Source organism: Sporolactobacillus mangiferae (assembly GCF_023336505.1).
Classification (GTDB): domain Bacteria; phylum Bacillota; class Bacilli; order Bacillales; family Sporolactobacillaceae; genus Sporolactobacillus; species Sporolactobacillus mangiferae.
In genome coordinates this window covers 172,086-196,395 of sequence record NZ_JAMAST010000001.1, presented here as the reverse complement: position 1 = coordinate 196,395, position 24,310 = coordinate 172,086, and the positions used below count along the sequence as shown (strand labels likewise).

The 24,310-nt window shown below is 45.7% G+C and carries 18 protein-coding genes and 1 other annotated feature; of the genes, 17 read left to right on the top strand and 1 reads right to left on the bottom strand.

What is annotated here, in order from left to right; genetic code table 11:
• Positions 1-33: 33 nt before the first annotated feature.
• The 11 genes from M3N64_RS01005 (at position 34) to M3N64_RS00955 (ending at position 14,447) form a co-directional block, all read left to right on the top strand.
• The gene (locus M3N64_RS01005; RefSeq protein ID WP_249095774.1) at positions 34-1,278 is read left to right on the top strand and encodes an aminopeptidase; all 1,245 of its coding nucleotides are present in this window, start codon (positions 34-36) and stop codon (positions 1,276-1,278) included.
• Between the two features lie 136 nt (positions 1,279-1,414).
• The gene (locus M3N64_RS01000; RefSeq protein ID WP_249095760.1) at positions 1,415-2,428 is read left to right on the top strand and encodes a tetratricopeptide repeat protein; all 1,014 of its coding nucleotides are present in this window, start codon (positions 1,415-1,417) and stop codon (positions 2,426-2,428) included.
• 211 nt (positions 2,429-2,639) lie between these two features.
• Entirely contained in the window at positions 2,640-3,944 is a 1,305-nt protein-coding gene (gene tig, locus M3N64_RS00995) for a trigger factor (RefSeq protein WP_249095742.1), read from the top strand.
• Positions 3,945-4,401: 457 nt separating this feature from the next.
• The gene (gene clpX, locus M3N64_RS00990; RefSeq protein WP_249095708.1) at positions 4,402-5,670 is read left to right on the top strand and encodes an ATP-dependent protease ATP-binding subunit ClpX; all 1,269 of its coding nucleotides are present in this window, start codon (positions 4,402-4,404) and stop codon (positions 5,668-5,670) included.
• 587 nt (positions 5,671-6,257) lie between these two features.
• Positions 6,258-7,976 carry an ATP-dependent protease LonB gene (gene lonB, locus M3N64_RS00985; protein WP_249095690.1) on the top strand — a complete coding sequence of 573 codons (1,719 nt, stop codon included), beginning with the start codon at positions 6,258-6,260 and terminating at the stop codon, positions 7,974-7,976.
• A gap of 259 nt (positions 7,977-8,235) precedes the next feature.
• Positions 8,236-8,820, top strand: a complete 585-nt coding sequence (gene yihA, locus M3N64_RS00980; protein ID WP_249095659.1) for a ribosome biogenesis GTP-binding protein YihA/YsxC — start codon at positions 8,236-8,238, stop codon at positions 8,818-8,820.
• Positions 8,821-8,882: 62 nt separating this feature from the next.
• On the top strand, positions 8,883-10,178 hold the full coding sequence (hemL, locus tag M3N64_RS00975) for a glutamate-1-semialdehyde 2,1-aminomutase (protein ID WP_249095623.1): 1,296 nt from the start codon (positions 8,883-8,885) through the stop codon (positions 10,176-10,178).
• A 168-nt stretch (positions 10,179-10,346) separates the two neighbouring features.
• Entirely contained in the window at positions 10,347-11,021 is a 675-nt protein-coding gene (locus tag M3N64_RS00970; RefSeq protein ID WP_249095622.1) for a YetF domain-containing protein, read from the top strand.
• A 119-nt stretch (positions 11,022-11,140) separates the two neighbouring features.
• Positions 11,141-12,448, top strand: coding sequence for a LysM peptidoglycan-binding domain-containing protein (locus tag M3N64_RS00965; protein WP_249095617.1), 1,308 nt, complete (start codon positions 11,141-11,143; stop codon positions 12,446-12,448).
• Positions 12,438-13,358 (top strand): hypothetical protein, encoded by a 921-nt coding sequence (locus M3N64_RS00960; protein ID WP_249095614.1) that lies wholly within the window; start codon positions 12,438-12,440, stop codon positions 13,356-13,358. The genes M3N64_RS00965 and M3N64_RS00960 overlap by 11 nt, the downstream gene beginning before the upstream one ends.
• Before the next feature lie 24 nt (positions 13,359-13,382).
• Positions 13,383-14,447, top strand: coding sequence for a protein kinase family protein (locus tag M3N64_RS00955; RefSeq protein ID WP_249095612.1), 1,065 nt, complete (start codon positions 13,383-13,385; stop codon positions 14,445-14,447).
• A 14-nt stretch (positions 14,448-14,461) separates the two neighbouring features.
• Here M3N64_RS00955 and M3N64_RS00950 read toward each other — a convergent pair whose 3' ends face one another.
• Complete coding sequence (locus tag M3N64_RS00950) at positions 14,462-14,644, bottom strand: YszA family small membrane protein (RefSeq protein ID WP_249095610.1); 183 nt, start codon at positions 14,642-14,644, stop codon at positions 14,462-14,464.
• Between the two features lie 195 nt (positions 14,645-14,839).
• Positions 14,840-15,066, top strand: a binding site (T-box leader).
• Between the two features lie 66 nt (positions 15,067-15,132).
• Here M3N64_RS00950 and M3N64_RS00945 point away from each other — a divergent pair.
• The 6 genes from M3N64_RS00945 (at position 15,133) to M3N64_RS00920 (ending at position 24,303) form a co-directional block, all read left to right on the top strand.
• Positions 15,133-17,769 (top strand): valine--tRNA ligase, encoded by a 2,637-nt coding sequence (locus M3N64_RS00945; RefSeq protein WP_283163248.1) that lies wholly within the window; start codon positions 15,133-15,135, stop codon positions 17,767-17,769.
• Positions 17,770-17,856: 87 nt separating this feature from the next.
• Complete coding sequence (locus M3N64_RS00940; protein WP_249095607.1) at positions 17,857-19,167, top strand: bifunctional folylpolyglutamate synthase/dihydrofolate synthase; 1,311 nt, start codon at positions 17,857-17,859, stop codon at positions 19,165-19,167.
• A gap of 165 nt (positions 19,168-19,332) precedes the next feature.
• Positions 19,333-21,030, top strand: coding sequence for a GGDEF domain-containing protein (locus M3N64_RS00935; protein ID WP_249095605.1), 1,698 nt, complete (start codon positions 19,333-19,335; stop codon positions 21,028-21,030).
• A gap of 267 nt (positions 21,031-21,297) precedes the next feature.
• On the top strand, positions 21,298-22,278 hold the full coding sequence (locus tag M3N64_RS00930; protein ID WP_249095601.1) for a hypothetical protein: 981 nt from the start codon (positions 21,298-21,300) through the stop codon (positions 22,276-22,278).
• 188 nt (positions 22,279-22,466) lie between these two features.
• A complete protein-coding gene (gene radC / locus M3N64_RS00925) occupies positions 22,467-23,153 on the top strand; it encodes a RadC family protein (protein WP_283163247.1) in 687 nt (228 codons plus the stop codon).
• Between the two features lie 109 nt (positions 23,154-23,262).
• Positions 23,263-24,303, top strand: a complete 1,041-nt coding sequence (locus M3N64_RS00920; RefSeq protein ID WP_249095598.1) for a rod shape-determining protein — start codon at positions 23,263-23,265, stop codon at positions 24,301-24,303.
• Positions 24,304-24,310 lie beyond the last annotated feature (7 nt).

Genomic DNA, 24,310 nt, shown 5'->3' with positions numbered 1-24,310 from the left:
CTATAATAGAGCAATAGATATGGAGGTAATGATATGGAGCAATTTCATGAGGCATTAAAAAAATTTGCAAGGCTGGCAGTAAAGACGGGGGTAAACCTGCAGCCCGGACAGGGACTTTTTCTGACTTCACCAGTTGAAGCCGCGCCTTTTGCACATCTGGTAGCTGAAGAAGCGTACAGGGCTGGCGCAAAGGATGTCACAATGCGCTGGGGAGATGATGAAACCGACCGCCTTCGCCTGGAACATGCACCGGAAGAAATACTGAAGCAAGTCCCAGAATGGAAATTCGTTGCACAAAATGCAGCGGTAAAAGATAACTATGCGGTTTTACATATTTACGGACCGAATCCGGATTTACTGGATCAGATTGACGGAGCGCGGGTCGGTACCTTTATGAAAGCAATGAACAATGGATTAAAGCCCTATATGGAATGCATCATGAAAGATGAGACGCAGTGGTCCATTATCGCTTATCCAACCAAAGCGTGGGCTGTGAAGGTGTTTCCGGACAAAAAGGAAGAAGAAGCGCAGCGCCTGCTCATGGAGGAAATTTTACGTATCAGCCGTGTAAGCGGATCAGATGATCCCGTCGCCGCATGGGATGCCCATAATGAAATCATGCACAAAGCCAGTGATTTCATGAACCGAAAAAAATTTAAGCAGTTGATCTATCGAGCACCTGGAACTGATTTAACCATTGATCTGCCGGAAGGACATATTTGGAGCGGCGGGTCAGGGCCATCGACAGCCGGTATCTATTTCAACGCAAATATTCCGACCGAAGAAGTATTTACACTGCCTCATAAACGCGGTGTCAACGGCACGGTTGCCAGCACAATGCCGCTAAACGCTAACGGACAGATCATTGATCACTTTTCACTGACTTTTAAAGAAGGTGAAGTGATTGACTTTAAAGCGGAAAAAGGTGAAGAGGCCCTGAAACATTTGCTGGATTCCGATCCAGGGGCATGTCGCCTTGGAGAGGTTGCGCTTGTTCCTCATAATTCCCCTGTTTCCCAATCAGGACTCGTATTTTTTAATACGCTTTTTGATGAAAATGCGTCCTGTCATTTAGCGCTTGGCAAAGCTTATCCGACATGTATTAAGGGTGGCAATGCACTTGATGAGGCAGGATTGGATAAAGCAGGTGTCAACGACAGTCTCATTCATGAAGATTTCATGGTCGGTTCGGCCGAACTGGATATCGATGGACTGACAGAGGATGGTATCTATGTACCTGTATTCCGAAAAGGTGCCTGGGCATTTTCGTTTGATTGAGCATCTGGTGATGATGTCAATGAGCAGGCATTGCTAAGTCGGGTCGAAGCTGATATTCTTAAAGCAAAGGCTACGGGAGCGGGAAAGCAGGATGAAAATAAAAGGCAGACCAGTCCAAGTCAGGGGAAACGTAGTCATGTTTCCGAATTTGGAAGAGAGACTGCTCAGCAAGGCAATGGCTTTGCTTGAAGAAAAAAGGTACGAACCAGCGCGTGAACGATTCGGGAATTTGCTGGAAATTAATCTCCGTAATGTTCGTGCACTTTACGGGTGGGCTGTCTGCTCCATTGAACTTGGCGATTATCAGCAGGCGGAGGAAGCAATTACACTCCTTCTTGAAGAGGATACGCCCTACTACTATGATGTATTTCGCCTGTATTTAACGATTTTGATTGAACGCAAAGATTATAAGGCAGCACTTTACGAAATAGAAATGGTGGGGAACAAGAACGACCTTCCTCAAGAGTTCAAGAATTTTCTTGATCAGATGGAAAAGTTCTGCCGAATACGTATGGATGAGCCGTCGCATCACAGTGAAAACAGAGCAATCAGCCTGGATGAGTCAGGCAAGCGGGCGGACAAACCAGGCCGGGAAAAAATGTCCATCGACTGGCCTGCTCTGGAAAAAGCCAACACCAAAGATCAACTGCTCCTGATTCATAATTTGGCTGATCGATTGCGTGCGACGCATCTGCCTGAAATTAAACGGTTTCTTCTTGATGAAAAGCAGCACACAGAAATTAAAACCATGTTGCTGTGTGCCGTTAAAGAGGGCAATCTAGCAAAAGAGATTCCTGTACGGAAATTCGGCCATATTTATCATGCTCATCTGGAGAGCGACGAATTTCTTAATAAGCATCTCGCCGATGAAATTGAAAGAACCATACGGAAGAAGATGGACTCGGACAATCCGACATTAGCGAATTTAGCTGTTGAGATGGAAAGAATGTTTACGATGAATGTTTATCCGAAACCAGTCAGTCCGAACAGTGCTCATGTGTGGGCGGCCGTTTTTTGTTTGCGTGCGCTGGCTGTTGACACTCAGGATGAGAAAGAAAAGGTATTGGATCAATTTGGTGTGAAAGATGATGATTATCAGTGTGCGGACCGTTTTTTGCGTGAGATTGAGACCTACGGACTCTGGGATTGAAGCCGCGGGCGTATATGTCACTAATTTGTTGCAAATCGGTTTTTTACAGGAAACTCTTATGTTATAATATGAAGGTTGTCATTGCTTGCTGAAGTACGTCGCAAAAGCGTGCTCACACTGGCATAACAAATGGCGGATATGCGTGTCATTCAGGCGGATAGCCAGTATGCTAAAAGCATGAAGGAAGATAGATGGTGGAGGTAAAGAATAAATGACTGTAGAAGCAAAATGGGACAAAAAAGAAGGTAACGTCGGCACACTGTCATTCAAGGTGGACGCTGCTACTTTTGATCAGGCATTGGATAAAGCCTTCAAAAAAGTAGTCAAGAAGGTAAACGTGCCTGGATTCCGAAAGGGGCGCGTACCGCGCATGCTGTTTGAACAGCGTTTCGGTATTGAGTCATTGTATGAAGACGCAATTGATTTTGTGCTTCAGACAGCGTATTCCGAGGCACTTGATCAAACCGGAATCGAACCGGTAGATAAACCGCAAGTTAACGTGGAAGAGATTGGCAAGGGCAAGGACCTGGTACTTAAAGCTGAAGTTACGGTTAAACCGGAAGTCAGACTCGGCGAATACAAGGGGCTTGAAGTTGAAGAAAAGAGTACCGAGGTCACCGAAGAGGATGTAGATCACGAAATAAAGCATCTTCAGGAGCGTTATGCCGAGCTGGTGGTTAAAGAAGACGGTGAAATTGAAAACGGCGATACAGCTGTGATTGATTTTGAAGGCTTTGTAGACGGCAAGGCATTTGAAGGTGGCAAAGGTGAGAACTATTCACTCGAAATTGGATCCGGTTCCTTTATTCCGGGCTTTGAAGATCAGCTGATCGGTCTGAAAACGGGTGCGGAAAAAGATGTGGCTGTTACATTCCCGGAAGATTACCACGCAGAGGAATTAAAGGGGAAAGAAGCAACATTCAAAGTAAAGGTAAACGAAATTAAACAGAAACAGCTGCCGGAACTTGATGATGAATTCGCTAAAGATGTCGATGAAGAAGTTGAAACACTGGCCGAATTGAAAGAGAAAATTAAAAAGCATGAAAAAGAACACAAAGAGGCGGACGCGGTAAGCAGCAAGCGTGACAGTGTCGTTCAGCAGGCTGCGGCGAATGCGGAAATTGACATCCCGGAAGTTATGATTTCCAATGAACAGGACAACATACTGAAAGAATTCGAACAACGCCTTAAAGCTCAGGGCATGACGCTTGAGATGTACACTTCACTCACCGGAAGTGACAAAGATCAGCTTCGCGATCAGATGAAAGAGGATGCCGAAAAACGCGTGCGTGCCAATCTGACACTTGAAGCAATTGCTAACGCAGAATCTATTGAAGCAACTGAGGAAGAAATTGAAGAAGAACTGAAAAAGATGGCTGAACAATACAGCATTGGCGCGGATCAGATTAAGGCTGCCATGGGCGGAACGGATTTTGTTAAGAACGATCTCAGATTGCGCAAAGCCGTTGATTTCCTCATCGATAACAGCAAGGTTAAAACTGCTGAGGAAAAATAAGGCTGACATAGCTGGATGATCATTGGCGGAGCACTTTTTTTGCAGTTGCTCTCCAATGATTTATTTTTTACAGGCATGGAAAATCTTTTCTGTGCTGTACATAGTTTTTGTGGAAAAGGCATATGGCTTATCGGAAGCATCTTTTTGTGTTACAATGCCTACATAGTAAACGAGCTGAGAATCTGAAATTCGATGATCATAAACATTTCTGAGCAATTGTGAAAACTTACCATGATCGGAATGATCGCTTTTCTCTCTGGTTGGTTAGCCTGTAAGTAGTAAGAGGCGACAATATGTCGACTGTGATGCTCTTCCATCGGTGGTACGATTCATGTGAACGGAGAAAAAGTAAGTATGCTGTTTCTGCATAACATGCAGAGCAACTGATGAGTCAATCGGCCACAGGTTCGCTCTTATCTGAAAAAACGATAAGGAAAGCATGAATAGGGGTGAAAGAATGTTCAAATTTAATGAAGAAAAAGGGCAGTTGAAATGCTCGTTTTGTGGAAAGACTCAGGATCAGGTACGCAAGCTGGTTGCAGGTCCCGGTGTCTACATTTGTGATGAATGTATTGAACTGTGTACAGAAATTGTAGAGGAAGAACTCGGTACGGATGAAGAGGTGGAGTTCAAGGATATTCCGAAGCCGCAGGAAATCTGCTCCATTCTGGAAGATTATGTGATCGGCCAGCAGGACGCCAAGAAAAGTTTGTCTGTTGCCGTCTATAATCACTATAAACGAATTAACAGCAAACAGAAACCGGATGATGTTGAGCTATCCAAAAGCAACATTATGATGATCGGACCGACAGGAAGCGGCAAAACACTGCTTGCCCAGACTCTGGCACGTATATTGAATGTTCCGTTTGCTATTGCTGACGCGACTTCATTAACTGAAGCGGGTTATGTCGGCGAGGATGTAGAAAACATTTTGCTGAAGTTAATTCAGGCAGCGGACTATGATGTGGAGAAAGCGGAAAAAGGCATCATCTATATTGATGAAATTGATAAAATTGCACGCAAATCAGAAAATCCGTCCATCACTCGTGATGTATCCGGTGAAGGCGTACAGCAGGCGTTGCTGAAAATTCTTGAAGGAACTGTTGCGAGTGTTCCGCCTCAAGGTGGTCGCAAGCATCCGCATCAGGAATTTATTCAGATCGACACAACCAATATTCTGTTTATCTGTGGCGGTGCGTTTGACGGTATCGAGCAAATCATTAAGCGCCGCCTTGGCAAGAAAGTGATCGGGTTCGGTGCCGGAAGCAAAAGTCAGGAGCTGCATCGCGATGATGCTCTGAAAAACGTGCTTCCGGAAGATTTGCTGAAATTCGGATTGATCCCGGAATTTATCGGGCGTCTGCCGGTGATCAGCACATTAAAACAGCTTGATGAGAAAGCACTTGTTGATATTTTGACAAAACCGAAAAATGCGCTTGTCAAACAGTATAAAAAGTTGCTCGAACTGGACGATGTTGATCTTAAATTTACAGATGAAGCTTTGCAGTCGATTGCGAAGCTGGCGATTGAACACAAAACGGGAGCACGCGGTCTGCGTTCAATCATTGAAGGCATGATGCTGGATGTCATGTATGAGCTTCCGTCTCGTGACGATATCGAAAAATGCGTGATCACAAAGGAAACGGTTGAAGGTAAGGCTCATCCGACGCTGATCTTAACGGATGGAACAGAAGTCAGCGTTGAAACGCCGAAAGAAAGCGCCTGAAAAAAGATAAATAGACATGAACTTTTCGAATGTCCCAATAATGGGGCATTTTTTTCGCAAGAGAAGAAAGTATATGATTTTTTTCCATATCAAACCAAAGAAAGATCGTGTCTGAGCATCGAAGCGAAAGTGCGCCCGCGGCAAGCGAGCAACTGAAGCGCTGATGCCAAAAAAATAAACAGATCAAAGACTCCAGTAGAAGACTGTGAAAACACGCGCTGACCGGTAATTCATGCTGAATGGTCGGTAAATCGCAGTCAAAAGGCATCCTGTGAAAGTACGTCCTGTGCACAAACACGGAAGCCACCGCATCGTGCGGAAGTAAGGACCGGGCGCTTTTTGCCCGGTTTTTCTTATACTATAAGAAAGTATATAAATTTTAAGGAACATAGTATAAGTGTAACTAGGACTTCGCCTATGCCAGAGGCTTGGCAAAGCCAAGTTTTCTAATTATACCGGAAAGCGATTATGGACATTAAAGATTTCAATATGCCTGTTTAAGTCATCTTATCCTTGGAAATACTGCCTTTATGATATGTCGTTCGGTCAGCGTTAAGACGCTACGGTCAGAGGAGGCAGAAGAACACATGAACTGGATGGTATTGTTAATCTTCACACAAATTTTCTTTGGAGCGATTATCGGTCTGTATTTCTGGAGTCTGCTACGCAATCAGCGCGTCCAAAAAATATCAATCGATAAAGAATCAAAAAAAGAAATGGAGCAACTAAATCGAATGCGCCGACATGCTTTGTCAGAGCCCTTGTCTGAGCGCATTCGGCCCAGAACACTTAGCGATGTGGTTGGGCAGAACGATGGGATTGTTGCATTGCGTGCGGCTTTATGCGGTAAAAACCCGCAGCATGTAATCATCTATGGACCGCCCGGGGTGGGTAAGACGGCTGCGGCGCGGCTTGTGCTTGAAGAGGCCAAAAAAAATCCGGACTCTCCCTTTAAACCCTCTGCTCCATTTGTTGAACTGGACGGGGCGACCGCCCGGTTTGATGAACGAGGGATTGCCGATCCTCTGATCGGTTCTGTCCATGACCCTATTTATCAAGGAGCAGGGGCGATGGGACAGGCGGGTATTCCTCAGCCGAAGGAGGGCGCAGTCACTCATGCGCACGGCGGGGTGCTGTTTATTGACGAGATCGGTGAATTACACCCGATCCAGCTAAACAAGCTGCTGAAAGTGCTCGAAGATCGCAAAGTGTTTCTCGAAAGTGCATACTATAATGAAGAAAATCGGCAAATTCCTGCTTATATTCATGATATATTTAAGAACGGTCTGCCGGCAGACTTTCGTTTGATCGGCGCAACGACCCGGCGCCCGGAAGAAATTCCTCCAGCCATTCGTTCGCGTTGCCTGGAGATATTTTTCTCGGAACTTAGTCGGTCAGATCTTGTTAGAATTGCCAAAAGGGCTGCCGACAAACTGTCACTGACGATTTCCGGTGAATCATTGGAGAAGATTGCCGACTATGCGAAAAGCGGGCGTGAAGCGGTAAATATGATGCAGATTGCAGCAGGGGTGGCAACTGCGAATGCAGGCAGCAATACCGTCATTGGACTAGATGAAATTGAGTGGGTTGTGCGATCGAGCAGGCTCACTCCGAAACCCAATCATAAAATACCGTCCACGCCGCAGATTGGTCTGGTCAATGGTCTTGCCGTTTACGGACCGGGACAAGGTGCTTTGCTTGAGGTTGAAGCTTCCGCGGTAAAAAGCCGTCGTGAAGGCAGTCTGACTATTACCGGCATTGCCGAAGAAGAGTCAATGGGTTCTTCGGCACATACGGTTACACGGAAAAGCATGGCGCGAGCATCGGTAGAGAATGTATTGACGGTTCTGAATCGGATGGGTTTCGCTTCATATCACTACCATATTCACGTCAATTTTCCGGGTGGTGCGATTGTTGACGGCCCTTCTGCAGGTATTGCAATGGCGGTTGCCATAGCTTCGGCCATCTTGCGGCGACGTGTTTACCCGGATATTGCAATGACCGGAGAGCTTGGTCTGCACGGGCAGATCAAACCAATCGGCGGGGTCATGGCAAAAATCGAAGCCGCGGTTGAGGCAGGAGCCAGACGCATCATCATTCCGAGAGAAAATATGCAGGAAACGCTAAAGCATTATGATCAAGCGGAAGTCATCCCGGTTGAAACACTCCATCAGGTACTCGAAATGAGTCTTTGCACTGATGCTGCAGGTAAAACGCATGATCTTCACAAATCTCTTATTGACATGCAGCTGAATCATCAATTATCTGCACGGTCGGCATCAAGTGATCTTGAGAAGCAAGGCTGAGCTTTATTGACATACACGGTCTCACATTTAAAAGCTTTTGATTTACTTGAATGGGACCTTATTTGTATAGGATGGTTAATGAAAAAATCATCGATTCCCGATGGTTTTTTATTGTTGCGGCAAAAAGGATCGCTACTATTGACGAAGGTCTGGTGAAACCAGGTTTTCTAATGGCCGCATTGGACAGGGATGACGGTTTTCGTTAGAATGTGAATACATGAGTCGGCTCGATTTCGGACGCCTACGAGGAGCGATAATAGTGAAAGTAACACAGGCGGATTATGTAATCAGTGCGGTGGGTCCAGCGCAGTATCCGAACAATGGCTTGCCGGAATTTGCGCTTGCCGGACGCTCGAATGTCGGAAAATCATCTTTTATCAATAAAATGCTGAACCGGAGAAATCTGGTTCGGATTTCTGAAAAACCAGGCAAAACACAAAAATTAAATTACTTTATCATTAATGACTCTTTTTATTTTGTTGATGTGCCCGGATATGGCTATGCTAAGGTGTCAAAGAAGGAAAAAGAGGCCTGGGGGAGAATGCTTGAGACGTATTTTGCGGAACGGACTGTCCTTTCTGCTGTAGTACATTTGGTTGATCTTCGTCATCCACCGTCGAAGGAAGATGTGCAGATGCATGAGTTTCTGGCTTTCTACAAGCGCCCGGTTATTACGATTGCGACAAAGGCTGATAAGATACCTAAAAGCAGGCAGCAAAAACATAAACAGATCATTGCTCAGACGCTTTCACTCACGCCTGAGGATCCGCTTATTCTTTTTTCATCACAGACGGGTGCGGGAAAAGAAGAGGCATGGCGTGCACTTGAACATTATTTGCATTAAGATGAGTAAGAACCGTGTACATAATCATGTATTTGAAATGTGTTAAGAAGGGGAAGGAAAGTATGAATTTATCCAAATCCATTGCTGCTTACGAAGAAGCGAAACCACTGATGCCGGGTGGGGTCAACAGTCCGGTGCGATCTTTTCCTTCAGTGGACATCAGCCCTATTTTTATGGATCACGGGAAGGGATCGAAAGTTTATGATATTGACGGAAATGAATATATTGATTATGTTCTGAGCTGGGGACCGCTGATTCTCGGGCACGCCGATGAACAGGTCATCAATTTTATTAAAGAAACCGTAGAGAAGGGCACCGGGTTTGGCTCACCGACGCTTCTTGAAACCAAGCTGGCAAAGCTTGTCATTGATCGTGTTCCCTCTGTGGAGAAGGTTCGCTTTGTCAATTCGGGAACTGAAGCAACGATGAGTGCGATTCGACTTGCCCGGGGGTATACGGGCCGGGATAAAATAGTGAAATTTGACGGCAGTTACCATGGCAGCGCGGATTCACTGCTGATTAAAGCGGGATCGGGTGTTGCAACGCTGGGTCTTCCTGACAGCCCGGGCGTGCCGGCGCAATTGGCAAAGGATACGCTGACCGTTCCGTATAATGATACAGAACGGGTTGCTGAAGTTTTTAAACAGTACGGGCATGATATTGCCTGTGTGATCGTCGAACCGGTTGCCGGAAATATGGGTGTTGTACCACCGGTTAACGGCTTTTTAAAATCGCTTCGGAAAATTACGAATGAATATGGTTCACTGCTGATTTTTGATGAAGTAATGACCGGTTTTCGAGTGGCTTATCATTGTGCGCAAGGGTATTATGGTGTGATGCCTGATCTGACGACGCTTGGCAAAGTAATTGGCGGCGGGATGCCTGTCGGTGCCTATGGAGGACGCGAAGACATTATGAGCCAGATCGCCCCGGAAGGACCGGTCTATCAGGCGGGAACCTTGTCCGGAAACCCGATCGCCATGGCGGCCGGTTACATGACACTCAGCCAGCTGACGCCGGATGACTATAAAGTATTTCGTAAAAAAGCGGATCTTTTGGCAGAGGGCTACAAAGCGGCTGCTGATCAATACGAAATTCCTCTGACCGTAAATCAGGCTGGTGCGATGATGGGCTTTTTCTTCACTGATCAGCCCGTCATCAATTACCAACGTTCGAAATCATCAAATCTGAGCCATTTTCGAAGCTATTTTACGACAATGATCGAACAGGGGATTTCACTTCCGCCTTCTCAATTTGAAGGTGTGTTCCTGTCGACCAGGCACTCGATGGAAGATATTGAAAAAACCATTCAGGCAGCGGCGTATGCCTTTAAAACAATAGCCGAGTCTGAACGGTAAATGCTGATTCTCAAAAAAGTATGTTGATCAGAATGAGTCCGGGACGAACATGAAAATGGTTCGTCCCGGATTTTTTTACATAGGTACGTTCATTCAAAATATTTTTTGCATATCGAGAGACAATAAGCCTGAGATAAATGAATGATTTCGTGCGAAGGTGGTCAAGTTATGCATTTTGTTCGTATTTCAATTGAGCTTATTTTAGGTTTCGCAGCGCTTTTTCTCATGACGAAAATTCTCGGGAAAGCGACACTGGCACAGGTCACACCCTTTGACTTTATTTCGGCAATCGTATTAGGCGAATTTGTCGGCAACGCGCTCTACGATCCGAACATTGGGATCGGCTCCATTTTCTTTGCCATTGCACTGTGGGGAGCCCTGATCTACATCGTTGAGTGGTGTACCCAGAAGTTCAGGAAAACACGCGGTTTTCTTGAAGGGAGTCCGACCATTGTTATTCGGCATGGACATATGGATAAATTGGCGATGAAAAAGGAAAAGCTCGATATTGATATGCTTCAGAATCTGTTAAGGCAGAAGGATGTTTTCTCAGTCAGGGAAGTCGAGCACGCTATTTTAGAGACGGACGGATCGGTCAGTGTTCTGAGAAAATCCCAATATGATACGCCAACTCAAAAAGATTTGCAGCAACCGAAAAAAGCGGTCTATCTGCCTTATACCCTGATTGATGATGGTGAAGTTGACTGGGACAACCTGAAGGAAGCAGGGTTGAATGAAGAATGGCTGCTGAAAAGTCTCAGACAGCACCATATCAAAAGCTATAAGGATGTTTTTTATTGTGATTGGAAGAAGGATGAGGGGGTCTTCATTGAAAAATATTAATCCGTGATCTAAAGCTGAACGGAGCATCTTTGCCGGAACAAGTGTCTATCGAATGTTTGGGCATATTTCCATACTTCACGCATACAACAATATTAAGAATGGATGAGAGGGTGGAAGGAATGTCTCAATCTTCGAATGATCGCTTGCAATTTTCAATAAATGAATCAGTGTGGCTCAGAGATGACGCACCTGCTGAAGAAATATTGTCCATGGCTTTGGAACCGGATATAACCGTTGAAGAAAATTGGAATGACGTGAGTATAAAAGGCTTTCTTCGTCTGACGGGTGAATACAGACCCGCTCAGGTTTCGGGCACAGATGCGGGCACAGAAAGTGCAGCCCCCTTTCGCACCATTGATGAGATCATAGATACGGGCAATGGAACGGACACACTTGAACATCGCTTCCCAATTGATATAACCATACCGGCAGATCGTGTACCAGACCTGGAGAATCTCTTTGTTGTCATTGACTCTTTTGATTATGAGTTAACCGAACACCGGCATATTCAGCTGCAGGCCGATATTGCCATTACCGGACTGATCAACAAAAATTCGGAAGACCGAACAGAAAAGCCGAAAGAGGCACCGGTTGTTGAAAAGCCCGAAGAAGTACCAGTAAAAAAGGAAAAAGCAACGAAACCGTCAAAACCTTTAAAAAAGCCGGTAACAGAAAAAGCAGAACAGAAGTCTGATCAGGCAGAGAAAAAACCAGCTAAAAATGCTGAGAAAACCGAACAGGGCAAATCTGCCGCCCCAAAAAACGGAAAGGAAAAACAAACCGAAGCAGAGACCAAAGGAAAATCTATAAAAAAAGAAGAAAAGTCAGCAAAGAGCAAAGAAACAAAGAAAGCGACAAAATCGGACCCTAAGAGCAAACGTACACTTGGTGATGGACTGCCTATTGCTGGTGCTGACCTTTCCGAAGAAGTATTTGAAGAGATGCCAACGGATCATTTGAATCGGGAAGAGGCAGATGATTTTCAATATGAGGCATTTCGTAAACCTTCTGATGAACTGCCGGATGACAGTACACCGCATATTGCTTTTAGCGGGCAATTTTCAGATCGTTCAGAAGGCGTGCAGGCGACGCACCAGCAGCCGGCGCCTGTCCCGGAACAGGATCAGGCGAGCCAGCCAGCAGGTGAACCCGGAACCGAACAGCCAGAAGGTAATGAAGAGAAAAAATCTCCGGATGCCACAAGTCTGTACCTGACTAAGGTGCTGGCAGGGAATGACGAAGAGCAAAAAACAAGGCTGAAAATCTGTATCGTTCAGACTGGTGATTCTCTTGAGACGATCTCGGAGCGGTATCATGTTCCTGTAACGACACTGCTGCGAAAAAATGATCTCACCTCTGCAGAAGTGGAACCTGGGGAACTGCTTTATATCCCAAAAAGTACGAAGGCTGTTCAGGATGATCGATGATCATGCAGCGGTTTTATCTGCTGCTGCGGCCCATTTTAATTTTGGCCGAATACGCGTGGTGAGTGACCAGCCACTCTTGATTGAGACAGAGCGAGGGATGAAGAAGATTCGAGTCTGGGAGAACAATGCATTATTGAAGATACACTTAAAGTGGCGTGAGCGTGTGTCCGGTGATCAATTTCTGGTTGACCGTATGTATGTCACCCGGGCAGGTTATCCGCTGGTCCGACTCGGACGTCTGTCGGTGACCTGTCATGATGCACCATCTCTTTTATTTAAGCAGGAGGGCAATGAAAAAACGCTGGCACAGCTTATTGATTATCTGTTTCAAAACAGTCGCGGCATTCCGGCTGAAAAGCCTGTGGGTTCGTATAATGCTTACGTGCACCAGCTATATGAGCAGACAAAAAATAGTGAGTCAGTGCAACAATCAGAAATCTGGAGCATGGTTTCTGCCTGCTTCTCTTCTGCCTGTGCACGTGCGGAAACCGCTGATCGGTTGCGCAAGGCTCATCACGGACGATCGACTGTTTTTCTGCTCCCTGAAGATTTCTCATATCATTCATTTTTTTCTCTTTTTGATACCATTTTTTTCGAAATCGGTCAGTCACGGCCAGTTAACGGATACGGCCGAATCGCAGCTTTTTTTTTAGATAAAAGCTTGATGTGCAGTGAGCAGTCGATGCATCGCTTATTTGAAGCGGTCAGGGAAAACGGATCAATGGATCGCGAAATGGTCGATTTGCTATTAGCGGAATGGTACGAGCCAGCAGAGTGGGTACGTTTGCTTCACTATGGAGCTTCATCCCGGGTGCAGGACAATGACCTGATAATTCAGGAATTTAGAAAAATATGGGATCGAAAAATAAAATTAATTAAAGTATTTGAATCGATTGTGATGCAGCCATGAGCATCGGATAGGGAGGAGTGGCATGTGGAGCGGACGGCCAGCAACCAGATCAATCGCATCCTTTTTTATTATGATCTGAAACCATACAACTATACCCCTCATGGACAATTAACTCGTATTGATACAATCGCCGGGTCTTTCGCATTAAAAGAAAAGGTGCTGAATGACCGGCAGATACGTAATCTCCAGACAGTTTATGATCTATCGCGTCGATTGGTGATCGATGCGGTATGCCCTCTCCCATCCAAGTACGGTGATCTTGTGATTCAGGATTCGGGAAGCAGCTGGTATCTGATGCCCTGGCTTGATGAAACTGTCGATGATTCAGATTTTCAGGAGCGATATCGCCATCTGTTTGTTAAAGCCGGGCAGCTTCATATGCAGACACGCGGCAAGGCAGTTGACTGTACTTCACTCGATCAGGGCATGATGCGGGTATTAGCTCAGAGACAGAGGATATGGGAACTTTTTATGTATCAGGCCGAGCATCATGTCTATCCATCACCGTTTGAGCAGGCTGTACTGAGCAAAGCTTTTATATATCTTGAAAACATGCAAAGAGCGCGGAACTTCTTTTCGCAGGAGAAAAATGACAATGGTAAGCAGAAAACATTGCGCTACGCGCTTTGCCATGGACGTCTGAGTCCGCTCCATTTACTGATTGAGAACGAACGGGTCCGTCTGACTAACTTTGAGAACAGTGAGGACGGTTTTTTTATTGTTGAGACGGCCACGCTGTTTGAGCAGGCGTCGGCAATGCTTGAGCCAGAACAGGCAAACTGGCGTGATTTCTACCGTTCCTACCAGTCTGTCTGTCCGCTGAGCAGTGAGGAACAAGCTTTTCTTCTCCATTTTTTGCTGTTTCCCGGCGCGCATGCCCGGTTGCTGGATCAGTACATGCATGCGACCAATCAGGTAAATGAACAGTGGTTTGTCAGACAATGGACGAAACTGTGCCGTGCGCATCAAATCATGTATACAGCCATTAAAAAAGAGATCGATGAAGAAAATGAAATAAGAGCAGCCAGGCAGGCTAAAGAAAAGAGTGGTGAAGAGGGACACGCAGAAGAAGAACATGCAGAAACGTGATACGCGTCACCTGCTTATAGCCATTTCTTAAGGAACCCGACGTAAATAAAAAAGAGAATGGCCGTCAGGAGAACATCGAGCGTGGTTGGCAGAAAAATAGTGCGCGTCAGCTGAAAGAGCGCAAGAGGCAGGACAACGACGCTTAAACCCTCCCGGCATTTTTTTAAAAAGGGTTGAAATCGATTGTTCTTGAACAACTGTAAGTGCTCCTCTCGTTAATAAGAAATGATAAACGAAGTGAAATCATCACTAAAGGCTCAAAACCACTATCCAATTTAGCTATGCTATAGACTATGATTCGTTCTGATTGTGCGTGTGCTTTTTTACGGGCATTGACGAGCGGTGCATGAAGTATATATAATAATAAAAAACGCAGATATTCTGTGTCACAACAAAATGCTGTGACAGGGAGCAGTACACATTGTTGTGCTAGAAGAGAGAGAAGCTGACACGCTGAGAGGCTTCTTTAGTGGCAGATGTGGAAGTAGCCCTTGAGCAGTCTTTCTGAACGATCTTTTTGTGATCTAATAGGAAAGTCCGGATTTCCGTTATCAAACGAATGAGGCGCGCTTGTGCGCGTGAACATAGGTGGTACCACGAAGCTCCCTTCGTCCTTGCGGCGGAGGGAGCGTTTTCGTTTGTTGATCCGAAGACAGAGAAAACTGAAACAAAGGAGCGGTTCATAATGGATACTGAAACGTTAGCGACAAAATATGATCCAAGTCAGACCGAAGAAAAATGGTACAAATACTGGCTTGAGCACGATTACTTTAAGGCGGAAGGCAACCCTGAGAAAAAGCCTTATTCGATTGTTATTCCGCCTCCAAATGTTACAGGAAAGCTGCATCTCGGCCATGCCTGGGATACGACAATGCAGGATTTGCTGATCCGTTTTAAACGCATGCAGGGTTATGATGCGCTTTATCTGCCGGGTATGGATCATGCCGGTATCGCAACACAGGCAAAGGTAGATGCGAAATTGCGCGAGGAAGGAAAATCGCGCTACGATTTGGGACGGGAGAAGTTTCTCGAAGTAGCCTGGGAATGGAAAAAGGAGTATTCGAATTTTATCAGGAAACAATGGGCCAAGCTGGGACTGTCTCTTGATTATTCCCGAGAGCGTTTTACTCTTGACGAAGGCCTGTCGAAGGCGGTCCGCAAGGTATTTGTTGACTTGTATAACAAAGGGCTGATTTATCGAGGCGCTTATATTATTAACTGGGATCCGGCTGCGCGAACCGCTTTATCCGATATTGAAGTGATTTATAAAGAAATTCCCGGACATCTGTGGCATGTGAATTATCCGCTCGCGGACGGCTCAGGCTCGATTCAGATTGCCACGACCCGGCCGGAAACGATGCTGGGCGATACAGCCATTGCGGTTCATCCGGATGATGAGCGCTATAAAGCACTTGTTGGCAAGAAGGCGATTCTGCCGCTTGTCGGTCGTGAGATTCCGATTATTGCCGACAGCTATGTTGACCAGTCATTTGGTACCGGAGCTGTGAAAATTACACCTGCCCATGATCCAAATGACTTTGAAGTAGGCAGGCGCCATCATCTCCCTCAGATTCTTGTTATTGACCTTGCAGGAAAAATGAACAAAAATGCGGGAAAATATCAGGGCATGGATCGTGATGCGTGCCGCAAACAGATTGTTAAGGATCTGGAGGATTCCGGTACGCTCGCGTATGTGGAAGAACACGCTCATGCAGTCGGCCATTCCGAGCGTACCGGGGTTGTCGTCGAACCGATTCTTTCGACACAGTGGTTTGTCAAAATGAAGCCCCTGGCGGATGCATCTTTAAAAATGCAGACAACAAAGGACAAAGTCAATTTTGTTCCGGAACGTTTTGAGGGCACATACAGACACTGGATGGAAAATATTCGTGACTGGTGTATTTCTCGTCAATTATGGTGGGGGCATCGTATTCCTGCATGGTATCACAAACAGACCGGAGAGGTATACGTGGGTATGGTGGCTCCTGAAGACGTTGAGAACTGGAGACAGGACGAAGATGTTCTCGATACATGGTTCAGCTCTGCGCTTTGGCCGTTCTCGACGATGGGCTGGCCGGAAGAGGATGCGGCAGATTTTAAACGTTATTTTCCGACCAATGCGCTTGTGACAGGCTATGACATTATCTTTTTCTGGGTCGCACGCATGATGTTCCAATCGACTGAATTTACAAACAAGAGTCCGTTCCGTGATGTGCTGATCCACGGTCTCGTTCGCGATGAACAGGGAAGTAAAATGAGCAAATCACTTGGTAATGGCATTGATCCAATGGATGTGATCGCGAAGTATGGTGCTGATGCACTTCGTTATACACTGGCAACGGGTACGACACCGGGACAGGATTTAACCTTCCAATGGTCGAAGGTAGAAGCGAATTGGAATTTTGCCAATAAGATCTGGAATGCATCACGTTTTGTGATCATGAATCTTGAAGGATTTACTGCGGAGGAGGTTGACCTTTCCGGAGAGAAATCCGCTGCGGATCGATGGATTCTGGCGCGCCTTAATGAAACCATTGGAAAAGTCAGTGCGTTCTATGAAAGCTACGATTTCGGTGAAGCCGGCCACTATTTGTATCAGTTTGTCTGGGATGACTTCTGCGACTGGTATATTGAAATGGCGAAATTGCCGCTTTACAGCGAGGATGCTGATGCCAAGAGAACAACTAAGTCCGTGCTGACCTATGTGCTCGACAAAATTTTAAAAATGCTTCATCCGATTATGCCATTTGTTACTGAGGAAATTTGGCAGCATATTCCGCATGATGGTGAAACGATTATGCACAGCAAGTGGCCAGCAGTCAACCCGGAATGGAATGATGCCGAAGCGGAAACAGAAATGCTTGTCCTGCAGAATGTGATTCGTTCTGTGCGCAATATCCGTGCAGAAATGAACGTAGCGCCAAAGAAACCGATTGATATGCTGATAAAAACTGCTTCTGAACGTGAAACAAAGATTTTCCGGGCAAATCAGGAATACATTGAGCGTTTCTGCAATCCGGCAACGCTGTCCATCGGAACGAGCCTTCAAGTACCGGAAAAGGCGATTTCATCGGTTATCACCGGTGCGGACATTTATTTGCCACTCTCAGGATTGATCAACATTGAAGAAGAAATTGAGCGTTTGAAAAAAGAGCTTGAAAAAATGAATGCCGAAGTTGCGCGCGTGGATAAGAAGCTTGGCAATCCAAAATTTGTTGATAAAGCACCAGAGGCGGTTGTCAATAAAGAGCGCGAAAAAAAGACGGACTATCTCCAAAAACGCGATAAGCTTGAAAAGAGAATCGCTGAATTGCAGGCATGAAAAATATTCGATGATTGATTAAGACAATGGCGGGGGGCTGTCTGGCTCGCCGCCATTATTTGTCAGCATGTACAGGAGGCAGTCATAATGTTTAGAAGTATTGAAGAAACGATGGATTGGATTCATCAGTTGAATAAATTCGGGATCAGGCCCGGGCTGGAGCGAATGGAGTGGGTGCTGCGGGAAATTGGTAACCCGGAACGGAAGCTGCATGCCATTCATGTGGGCGGTACGAACGGGAAAGGGTCAACGGTCTGCCTGCTGCGGTATATCTATCAGGAATCTGGTTTGCAAGTTGGAACGTATATTTCCCCGTATATTACATCGTTCAATGAGCGGATCATGGTGAACGGGGAACCGATCAGCAATGGAGACCTGATTAAAGCCGCCAATATCGTCTATCCGTTAGCACAGCGTGTCAATCGGGAAACGGATTTCGGCAATCTGACTGAGTTCGAGGTGGTCACTTTGATCAGTTTTGTTTACTTTGGCATGATCAGGCCATGCAATCTTGTCATTTATGAAGTCGGGCTCGGAGGACGCCTGGATTCAACCAATGTGATCCAACCGCTCGTTTCAGTCATTACCAATGTTGCGATGGATCATATGAATTTGCTTGGAGACACAATTAAGGAAATTGCCTTTGAAAAATCAGGAATAATTAAACAGGGAATCGGGGTTGTCACAACAGCTGAGCATCCGGATGCACGAGCTGTGATTCGCCGGAGCGCAGCAGAGAAAAACGCAAAACTTTTTGTGATCGATGAAGATTTTACGACCAGACCGCTGGGTTATGATGAAGCCGGTGAGCATTTTGATTTTGATACCAAAACAATACATTATCGAAATCTGACCATCCATTTACGCGGGACGCATCAGCTGAACAATGCCTCTGCAGCGTTAATGGCTGTTAATTATTTAGCCACTTATTGCGGCATCACTGTTCAGGAGGATGCCATACGTTCAGCATTGAAAAAAGCCGCATGGCCTGGCCGGTTTGAGAAAATCATGGACCACCCGCTTGTCATCATTGACGGCGCGCATAATGTTCAGGGGACAGAAGCACTGGTTCAGGCGATTCAGCGCTATTATGCCAAGAAAACGATTCATCTGCTTTATGCGGCACTTGAAGACAAAGAATACAAAAAAATGATTCGCTGTATCGAAACAATTGCGAGCGACATGACGCTGACTACCTTTGATTTCCCAAGAGCAGCCAGCAGTGATGTGCTTTTCAGTGTTTCACTGCATCCGCGCAAAAGAAAAATAGCAAATTGGAAAACAGCCCTCCGTCAATTGCTTGCTCAAACAACGGATCAGGATTTGCTTTTAATCTGCGGATCGCTTTACTTTATTTCTCGTGTACGGGTTGAACTAAACCGTTACATGCATGATTAACAGATGTCGCTTTGAATAGAAACGGATACATTTTCTTAAATGTTGAGAAGGCTTAGAAAAACCTTTTCAACCTATTTTTGTTTTGTTACAATTATTAGTAAAATAGTAATAGGATAATAGATTATTAATTGTAATCGCACAGCAGAGAAAAAGGGGGAAGTGCGATTGAGCATAATAAAGCAACGAGTGATAACTGTCGCTTGGCTTTTGACGTTTATAATTTCACTGCCTCTCGTTTATGCGGCAGATCCGCCGCGCAACATCACAACTTCTTCTCTATTAACCGTAGCGATTGTTTTTATTCTGACTGCCCTTTTCAGCTTTAAAGTGAATGGAACAGATATTATTGTCCTGCAAGGCATTGGTCTGGCGGCTTTTCTGATCTTTGGCCTGTTTGTGGAACTGTTATTAACTCAGTTCTGCATTTGCGTTTACTTGCTTACACAGCGGATCAGCAAAACCGATCTCCACCGGATACCTGTAAACCTGACGATGTTTCTGCTCGTATCGGTTGCTTCCGGGACGGCCTACTACTTTCTTGGCGGTGGGAAAATCGCCATTACAAGAAATGTTCTGCAACTTGGGTTACTGCCAATCGCCGGTTTTTATACCGTTGCCTATTTAACGAACACGGCAGTGCTTGTACTCATTCGCAAATGGCTGCTTGATCCTCCGGTTAAAGCAAGGTTCTTTGACCGAGATTCGCTGTGGGAAGTTCTCATCACCTTTCTGATGCTTCCGCTTGGACTTGCTTTCTATCTAATGTACGCGGCAAGGGGATGGGAGGGCATGCTGATGATCGCCATTCCCATGGTCGCACTTTCAGTTATTATGCGGCAGATTAATTACAGCCAGGAACTTGTCAGATTTCTGCAAAGCGTCAATCGCTTCGGACAGCAGCTGACTGAGGTCCTTTCTGTAAAGCATGTTTTTGATCTTCTTTTTGAAAAAATGCCGAAAATGCTTCCGGTTGATTATATGTACGTCGTCCTGTACACACACCCTGATCGCCCGAAACTTGTGCGTATATTCCGTAAGGAGCAGGGAGAGTCGTTTGTTCCTTTTCAACAGGAGGCCGATGTCAGTCTGAGTGTCTACCGCCAGGGAAAGGCAGTCATCGGCTCTGGCAGCACAGCAACGCTCTATCCTTTTTTGGACGCCATATCAGACAGCCGCGCCCGATCCTATCTGTCCGTACCGATGATGCATCATGGACAGGTTATTGGCGTGATGACACTTGCATCGCATATGAGCAGAGCTTATACGAAAACGAGCCGGATCGGCATTGAGATTGTCGGTGATTTTCTGGCGATCAGTCTGGAAAATGCAAAAAATTTTGAAATCCGAAAAAAAGAGAGTGAGCGTTGTCCACTTACCGACCTGTACAATTATCGTTATTTAATGAAAGCTATCAATAAACTGTATAACAATCCATTAGTGGACGTATTCTCAATTATCATGATGGATATCGACAATTTTAAAAGCATTAATGATACATATGGGCATCAGAACGGTAACGCAATATTGATCGGTGTCGCCAACCGGCTGCGCAAGACTGTCAGCACGAAAGGAATCGTAGCCAGGTATGGGGGGGAAGAATTTACTGTTCTGCTGCCGGATATGGATCGCAATCTGTGTTTTGCCGTTGCAGAAACCATTCGGCTTGCTGTTGCGACTGAACCGTTTATGATCTTCAATGAAATTGAAAATCGATACGATAAAATATTTGTGACAATCAGCCTGGGAACTTCTACTGCACCCGCGGATGCAAAGGATCCCTCAGAACTCATTTTCAATGCGGATCATGCCATGTACAAAGGAGCAAAACAGCAGGGGAAGAATCGAGTAGCGCGCTATATTTAATGCAGGAGTACGGTGCATACCTGCCGGCATTTGCTCATTTTGTATCGGCATGCAAACGAATTTACCTGCGGATTCAGTAAAACCGGCAATTCAGCAGGCTGAACAATCTGCGTTTTGCATAAATAGGCCAATCTGTTTCATGCGCTCAATGTAAAAAAGAGACGAAAAAAATTGTGGACGAGACGACAAATGTCTTGTCTTTTTTTATACATGCTGTGCTAAACTTATCGGAAGCTTAGCCTTGCTTCGGATTAGGGGGAATCATACGTGCATGAAGGAAACAAAAAGAAACCCCAGGTGACGGTTACTTTTAACGGCAGAAAATATACGCTGGACGAGTGGACAAAGAAACAGACAGCTGCTGATCGGGAAAAAACACTGGACTGGAGTGCGGCATTTTCAGCTGCTCGTGAACCGAACGAGCAGCACGTGCAGCCGCTCGCTGATCCAGATGCATCTGAAGAGCAAAAACCTGAACGGCCTGGCTCTGCGCCTCGAAGATCTACAGATCCGCTGCGTCCACTTCGCTTTATCTGGCTTCCCGCTGCTGCGGCACTTGTTGTCGGGCTTGTTATCGGAATGACCATGCTCATGCTTTTCAGTCAACAGAACACGCAATCAAGCCGTTCGTGGACTGGGACAAGCCAGACGGCGCAATCTGACGGCAATGCAAAGTCTGTTCGTACAGCAGATTTAAATATATCTGTATTTGCGATTCAGGCAGGTCTTTATCGTTCGGAAAATAAAGCAAGCCAGATTGCCGATCAATTGCGCGGCACTGCGCCTGCATCTTCTCTGCAGGTATCCGGAGGAACGGCTATTCTCGTCGGCATCTCTTCAACGGATCAAGGTGCTGCGAAACTGCTGGATGTCTTCAAACAAAAGAATCTGACTGTGTTTAAAAAGAAAATTTCGATTCAAGCTACCCAGAAAACAGTTAAGGATCAATCACGCGCGAGCGACATGCTGAGCTGTAAAAAAATGCTGCTTGCACTGCTTCATCTGTCTGATCAAATGAAAAGCGGCACCCAGGGAGAGCGGACGGCTGCTTTAAAAACATTTGACAAGCTTTATAAATCAATAACAAGTACCCAAAGAGTAAAAACAGATTCTTTTTTGAAAGATGTGAAAGCAGCACGCCAGGCAGCCGGGGAATTACCGAAGAAAAGCTCGGATTCACAATTCTTTGCTTTTCAGCAGCAACTTTTAAATGCCCTGGTTGATTATCGTGCGTTGATTCATCTGTAATGTTATGAAAATTTAATGTAGCCATTTTTTGTGTTTTAATGACATAAAGCATGGCGTCGTGTCGAAAATAATGAGCAGCGGCCAGAAAATCGGCTCGTTTTTCACATTTTCCATTCTGCAGACATTATCAAAACAAGCTATGCTATAACGAAACAGGATTTCAGTTATGCAGAATGGAGGAGCCGATAATGGTGAAGAATATCAGGATGAAAGATATACCGCAGGAAGATAGGCCGCGAGAACGGCTTGCACGTGACGGTGCATCGGCACTTTCGAATCAAGAGCTCTTAGCCATTCTCCTGCATTCGGGAACAAAGAACGAATCCGTGATGCAGCTGGCTGAGCGATTGCTCTGCCGCTTCGAGGGTCTGGAACTTTTGAAAGATGCGAGTATTGAGGAATTAAAACAAGTTAAGGGGATTGGTGCTGCAAAGGCGATTCAATTACTCGCAGGATTTGAACTTGGGCAGCGCATGGCACGAAAGGCTCGTGAGTCGCGGTACAGTATTCGCTCTCCCGAAGATGGCGCGGATTATGTGATGGAGGAAATGCGTGCTCTGAAACAGGAGCATTTTCTGGTTTTATTCCTAAATACAAAGAATCAGGTGCTTCACAAGAAAACCATTTTTGTTGGCAGTCTGAACGCTTCAATCGTGCATCCGCGTGAAGTATTTAAGGAAGCGGTTCGCCAGTCTGCGGCATCTATCATCTGTTTCCATAATCATCCAAGCGGTGATCCAACACCAAGTCGGGAAGATGTTGATGTCACCAGACGTCTTGCTTCGTGTGGTAAAATGCTTGGTGTTGATGTTCTTGATCACATTGTGATTGGTGACCGGCGTTTTATCAGTTTGAAAAAAAAGGGGCTGATGTGAGCAGTAAATTAATTTTGCGTGCAACATTTTGCTGAGCCCCTATAAATTCAGGGACAATTAAGATATAATTAAGGACATGAGTTTTGCAACTTGAAGGGAGATTACATAGATGTTTGGCGGATTTTCTAAAGATATGGGCATAGACCTCGGTACGGCGAATACGCTTGTGTACGCCAAAGGCAAAGGTGTTGTCGTCAGAGAACCTTCTGTCGTCGCTTTGCATACGGATACGGGTCTGATTGAAGCTGTAGGCACCCCGGCAAAAAAAATGATTGGACGCACGCCCGGGAATATTGTTGCCGTTCGCCCGATGAAAAATGGTGTAATCGCGGATTTCGAAACGACTGCGACAATGATGAAATATTTTATAGATCAGGCACAGAAACAGCGCTCTGTATTTTCACGTAAGCCCAATGTGATGGTTTGCGTACCTTCGGGAATTACGGCAGTTGAAAAGCGGGCGGTAGAAGATGCGACAAAGCAGGCGGGAGCACGTGAAGCCTATACAATTGAAGAACCGTTTGCTGCAGCGGTTGGTGCTGATCTTCCGGTCTGGGAACCGACGGGAAGCATGGTCGTTGACATCGGCGGCGGAACCACTGAAGTTGCGATCATCTCGCTCGGTGGCATTGTCACCAGCCAGTCTATTCGAATTGCCGGGGATGACATGGATGAGGCAATTATTCAATATGTTAAGAAAACGTACAATCTGATGATTGGCGAACGTTCAGCTGAGGCATTGAAAATTGAAATCGGTTCGGCCGGCGGATCTGAAGAAATAGAAAGTGAAAAAATGGAAGTACGCGGACGGGATCTTCTGACCGGACTTCCGAAAACCATTGAAATTACGGGTAAAGAAATTGCCGAAGCACTGCATGATTCGGTGAATCAGATTATTGAAGCAGTGAAAGTAACACTTGAAAAAACGCCACCTGAACTTGCTGCAGATATTATGGATCGAGGGATTGTGCTGACCGGAGGCGGCGCGCTTCTGAATAATCTGGACCGTGTGCTGAGTGATGAAACAAAGATGCCGGTTGTCGTTGCGGAAAATCCATTGGATTGCGTGGCTATTGGCACCGGCCGTTCTTTAGAAAATCTGCCGCTCATCCGCGCAAAAGCCAATTCAATTCAGGCTGCAAAAAAATAATAAGTGT

What these genes read in the sequence shown, in the direction of transcription:
- M3N64_RS00960 (WP_249095614.1), top strand. Translation starts at nt 12,438, where the DNA reads ATGATCGATGATCATGCAGCGGTTTTATCTGCTGCTGCGGCCCATTTT.
- M3N64_RS00945 (WP_283163248.1), top strand. Translation starts at nt 15,133, where the DNA reads ATGGATACTGAAACGTTAGCGACAAAATATGATCCAAGTCAGACCGAA.
- M3N64_RS00970 (WP_249095622.1), top strand. Translation starts at nt 10,347, where the DNA reads ATGCATTTTGTTCGTATTTCAATTGAGCTTATTTTAGGTTTCGCAGCG.
- hemL (WP_249095623.1), top strand. Translation starts at nt 8,883, where the DNA reads ATGAATTTATCCAAATCCATTGCTGCTTACGAAGAAGCGAAACCACTG.
- M3N64_RS01005 (WP_249095774.1), top strand. Translation starts at nt 34, where the DNA reads ATGGAGCAATTTCATGAGGCATTAAAAAAATTTGCAAGGCTGGCAGTA.
- clpX (WP_249095708.1), top strand. Translation starts at nt 4,402, where the DNA reads ATGTTCAAATTTAATGAAGAAAAAGGGCAGTTGAAATGCTCGTTTTGT.
- tig (WP_249095742.1), top strand. Translation starts at nt 2,640, where the DNA reads ATGACTGTAGAAGCAAAATGGGACAAAAAAGAAGGTAACGTCGGCACA.
- M3N64_RS00920 (WP_249095598.1), top strand. Translation starts at nt 23,263, where the DNA reads ATGTTTGGCGGATTTTCTAAAGATATGGGCATAGACCTCGGTACGGCG.
- radC (WP_283163247.1), top strand. Translation starts at nt 22,467, where the DNA reads ATGGTGAAGAATATCAGGATGAAAGATATACCGCAGGAAGATAGGCCG.
- M3N64_RS00965 (WP_249095617.1), top strand. Translation starts at nt 11,141, where the DNA reads ATGTCTCAATCTTCGAATGATCGCTTGCAATTTTCAATAAATGAATCA.
- M3N64_RS01000 (WP_249095760.1), top strand. Translation starts at nt 1,415, where the DNA reads ATGTTTCCGAATTTGGAAGAGAGACTGCTCAGCAAGGCAATGGCTTTG.
- M3N64_RS00940 (WP_249095607.1), top strand. Translation starts at nt 17,857, where the DNA reads ATGTTTAGAAGTATTGAAGAAACGATGGATTGGATTCATCAGTTGAAT.
- lonB (WP_249095690.1), top strand. Translation starts at nt 6,258, where the DNA reads ATGAACTGGATGGTATTGTTAATCTTCACACAAATTTTCTTTGGAGCG.